Origin of the sequence: Microcystis sp. M49636_WE2, assembly GCF_030065375.1 — a bacterium.
GTDB lineage: Bacteria > Cyanobacteriota > Cyanobacteriia > Cyanobacteriales > Microcystaceae > Microcystis > Microcystis aeruginosa_C.
In genome coordinates this window covers 1-3886 of record NZ_JASJFG010000780.1, presented here as the reverse complement: position 1 = coordinate 3886, position 3886 = coordinate 1, and the positions used below count along the sequence as shown (strand labels likewise).

The 3886-nt window shown below is 39.3% G+C and carries 6 protein-coding genes; 4 read left to right on the top strand and 2 right to left on the bottom strand.

Features of this window, described 5'->3' with window-relative positions:
• Positions 1 to 565: glycosyltransferase (locus tag PX484_RS17910; protein ID WP_288104983.1), on the top strand; the 565-nt coding region annotated here is incomplete at its 5' end.
• A gap of 172 nt (positions 566 to 737) precedes the next feature.
• Complete coding sequence (locus tag PX484_RS17905; protein ID WP_287765667.1) at positions 738 to 1643, top strand: Npun_R2821/Npun_R2822 family protein; 906 nt, start codon at positions 738 to 740, stop codon at positions 1641 to 1643.
• A 43-nt stretch (positions 1644 to 1686) separates the two neighbouring features.
• Here the strand turns inward: PX484_RS17905 and PX484_RS17900 are convergent, their stop codons facing one another.
• Together PX484_RS17900 and PX484_RS17895 are read right to left on the bottom strand one after the other, a co-directional pair.
• Positions 1687 to 1977: a DUF3288 family protein gene (locus PX484_RS17900; RefSeq protein WP_004163895.1), complete on the bottom strand. Its 291-nt coding sequence runs from the start codon at positions 1975 to 1977 to the stop codon at positions 1687 to 1689.
• Between the two features lie 2 nt (positions 1978 to 1979).
• Positions 1980 to 2657 (bottom strand): hypothetical protein, encoded by a 678-nt coding sequence (locus PX484_RS17895; protein ID WP_287765665.1) that lies wholly within the window; start codon positions 2655 to 2657, stop codon positions 1980 to 1982.
• Positions 2658 to 2956: 299 nt separating this feature from the next.
• Here PX484_RS17895 and PX484_RS17890 point away from each other — a divergent pair, with 299 nt between their 5' ends.
• On the top strand, positions 2957 to 3169 hold the full coding sequence (locus PX484_RS17890) for a hypothetical protein (protein ID WP_004163897.1): 213 nt from the start codon (positions 2957 to 2959) through the stop codon (positions 3167 to 3169).
• Positions 3170 to 3307: 138 nt separating this feature from the next.
• Positions 3308 to 3886 (top strand): indole-3-glycerol phosphate synthase TrpC (locus tag PX484_RS17885; protein WP_288104980.1); only part of this gene is annotated, 579 nt, incomplete at its 3' end.

Below are 3886 nucleotides of genomic sequence, written 5' to 3'. Positions count from 1 at the left end.
GGGGCGCAAATCCTCAAAGTATCTTCTCAATCGTCTAGTTCCCGCCCTCCGTCCCCACTGTCGCGTTAAGGTTTTAGATAGCTATGTGGAGGATTTAGTGGGATTATTCAATCGCAGTCGGGTTTATCTCTACGATTCGGCTGAATATTGGGTTGTAAACGGTTTAACGGAGGGTTTTGGCTTACCGCCCCTGGAAGCTTTAGCCTGTGGTTGTACGGTATTTTCTAGCGTCAATAGCGCTCTAGCCGATTATCTCGATCCCGGTTTCAATTGTCAAAAAATTGGGGCTTATTCCACTCAATACGATCTGGAACGTATTCTTAATTATGCCCGTAATTTTCCCGTTAATTCTTTACCGGCTAATTTTCTCGATGATTATCATCCCGAAAAATTACTACCACGTTTTGAAACAATTTTAAGAGAAATTAATGATTTCTTTGATATTAAAAAACGATATCTGGCTGATATAGAAGGTTTAGAACCCCTGCGACTTAAAAAATTATGGATACAGAGTTCTCTGGCTAAACTTAAGAAAAAACTGTTTAAGCAAAGGCATCAACTTTAAGAGTTGACAGAGAAAGACTGATCAGCTATTCAGTTATCAGTGATCAGTGATCAGTGAACAGGGATATCGGGAGAAAAAAGCTGATGGCTGACTCCCCAAAAGGAAAACTTTCTACTTCACCATTAAGATAACTGCTATATAATTATTTCTAACTCTTACCCCGAGGATATTTATGAAGCGAGGGATTTACATTACCGCTAATGATCGAGTTATCGAGCAGGCGATCGCATTAATGAATAGTATTCGTTTGTACGATCCCGATTCTCCCGTCATCTTGATTCCCTACGACAATAATTATCAAAAAATTGCCGATTTATTGTCCGAAAAATATGGCGTTATTCTCTATCCTGATCTGCAATTAGTGGAAGAATTGGCACAGAAAATATATGATATTTTTGGAGAAAAATTCTTTGCTCGTCCTAATCAATTTCGCAAGCAGGTGTGTTGGTTTGGAGAACTAGATCAATTTCTTTATATCGATACCGATATCGTGGTTTTTGAAAAAATAATAGATAATCTAAATTTCCTCGATACCTACGATTTTCTCTGCTGTGATTATCAACACAAAAAAGGGATTACTGATGTCTTTAATCCGATTGTTTTAGAACAAGGAATCTTCACGGAAAACGATCTAACTGGAATGTTTAACGGTGGTTTTTGGGCTAGTAAAAAGAATCTATTCTCAGAACAGGAATTATATAGTGCTTTTCAAGAATGTGCCGCTCATCCAGAATATTTTGATTTTTCTCAAAAAACCTCCGATCAACCGATTATTAATTATACCATTCTCAAACGAGTTCCCAATCGATTTAATCTTGTCCGCGTCCCGGGTTGTCAAGCGGGAAATTGGGGGAGAAGTTCTCATTTTCAACGTCAGGGAAATATTTTAATCGATCCGAGATTAAATCAGCCCTTAAAATATTTACATTGGGCAGGAATTCGTATTGAACCGGGATGTCCCTACTGGGATATCTGGAAATATTATCGTTATCTAGATGATCCTAATCCCCCCACAGATCCGCCAGCAAGCAAACCCAAAAATCGGTTTCAGAGATTATTAGATAAAATCAAATTATAGGTTTGATTTTTCCTCTCGCACCATTTAAGATAACTGCTGCAATTTAACTCCAATCCTGTTGCTCCTCGGTTTGACGCATTTGATACACTTGTCCGTGACTGTGCAGTTGTCGAGTTTTTGCCCATAAACTCGCTTCATCTAACTGCCATTTTTCTAGGATTAAATCTAAATCTCTTTGGATTTCTCTTGCCCCCGGAAAGTTTTGATAACGTATGCGTAAACGAGCGCATTCAGCTAAGTTTAAATCATTGGGTTCTGATTGCAGTAGCTGATCAACAATCGGGCGATCGATTCTTTCCTGTGGATGTTGTTGTTCTTGGTTTTTACTAGCCATAATTAATCGAACCAACCGATATCGGAATCCGTTAACTCTGTGGGGGTAGGATTGGGGGCAATATAACGGGCTAAAGTGGCCATTTCAAAGTTATAAAGACTGGGTTTCTTAGGCACAGGTTTGGTAATTGCTGACGGTTCAGGGGTGGCGGTGGGACTATTTTCTAGGGTTTTAATTTGATTATATAATTTTTCAATTAACTGTTTTTTATCAGTCAGTTCTGTTTCTGTCTTGCTTAATTGACTCGATAATTTTTCAATTAACTGTTTTTTCTCGGTTAATTCCGTCTGGGATTGACTTAATTGACTCGATAGTTTTTCAATTAACTGTTTTTTCTCGGTTAATTCCGTCTGGGATTGACTTAATTGGCTCGATAATTTTGCCACCAAAGTAGTTTTTTCCGAGAGGACAGATTCTAACTGCTCGGTCTGTTGTTGTAACTGCTGTAACCTGACAGAGAGTTCCAGATTTTCTTTAAGTTCTTCTTCCAGAGAAATAACTTTTTCTTGGAGAGTTTGCCCATTTTTCTTGGTTTTTTCTAACTCTGCCGTCAAGTCGTTAATTTTTGCCTGTAGGGTGGCGTTAGTTTCCTTAGAACGTTTGGGAGAAGGAGAGGGTTGGGATTCTACCTCTTTATTAGCTTCTTTACGGATGAGATCGTTTAAATTACCTTTGGTCATAAGCTCTGCAAATAGGATATTACGATAGAGTCGGATACTGTCAAGAAATCTGTTGGTTTAGGCAATCGATAATTATTCGCCCGATATACAAGCTTGATTACGCTGGGGAATTGTTCCATAGGTTTTATTTTATAGCTTTAGGTCGATCGATCCCTGTCCATTTGAGGAATGAGAACAAATACCTAAATCTCAGTTTCACTAATAAGATTCTAAATTTTTCTGTAGTTAATGATACAGAATAGCAAATTTGTGTCAGACTAAAGGTAGAAGTTGATCGCACCTGTGGCAAGGATAAATTTATGAATATTGAAGAAAAAGCACGTCTTAATTTAACCCAAGAACGACAAGCAGAGGGAATGCTCGAAGAAAATGTCTTAACTCGTACAGAAGAGCTTTTAGGGGAAGGGGAGGCAGGAACTGCAAAAGCGCGGGTTTTATTAACTGAAAATCGCCAAGAAGACGAAAAACGTCAAGATCAAATTTTAGAACGTTCGCTCGAAGCTATGCAATAGCCTTTCGGTGAAGATTGGCAATATCCACACAAGTCTAGATAAATGTCTGTAGAGACGTGGTTTTCCCCGTCTCTATCTCAATTCCCGATAACTAATCGCTGTTACACTAATCACTGTTAAGCTCTGGACAGTGAGAAAATGCAGATCCGAAGAAAACACCCCAATCCTGCCGTCAAAGTTGAGAGTTTGAGTTATGTGGTGAAAGTGCCAGAGGCACAACCACAAAATATTTTAGAAGAAATCGTTTGGCATAAGGAGATCGAAGTCGATAAATTGCGCGAGCGGTTGCCTTTATTGGAATTACGCAAAAAAATAGCCAATACTGCGCCACCTTGCGACTTTTTAGCCGCCTTAAAACAGGGTAAAACCGAACCCGCTTTGATTGCCGAAGTGAAAAAAGCTTCCCCTAGCAAGGGAGTCATCCGCGAAGATTTTGATCCTGTAGCGATCGCCCGTACCTATGAACAGGGAGGGGCCACTTGTTTATCGGTCTTAACCGATAGTAAATTTTTTCAAGGTAGTTACGAAAATCTTACCCTCGTCCGACAAGCGGTATCTTTACCCCTACTATGCAAGGAATTTATCCTTTATCCCTATCAAATCTACTACGCTCGCTCTAAAGGAGCCGATGCTGTCCTTTTAATTGCCGCTATTTTAAGCGATCAAGACCTAGCATATTTTGTCAAAATTGTCAAGGGTTTAGGGATGACAGCTTTG

Coding starts and splice junctions, on each gene's coding strand:
- PX484_RS17905 (WP_287765667.1), top strand. CDS start 738: ATGAAGCGAGGGATTTACATTACCGCTAATGATCGAGTTATCGAGCAG.
- PX484_RS17890 (WP_004163897.1), top strand. CDS start 2,957: ATGAATATTGAAGAAAAAGCACGTCTTAATTTAACCCAAGAACGACAA.
- PX484_RS17895 (WP_287765665.1), bottom strand. CDS start 2,657: ATGACCAAAGGTAATTTAAACGATCTCATCCGTAAAGAAGCTAATAAA.
- PX484_RS17900 (WP_004163895.1), bottom strand. CDS start 1,977: ATGGCTAGTAAAAACCAAGAACAACAACATCCACAGGAAAGAATCGAT.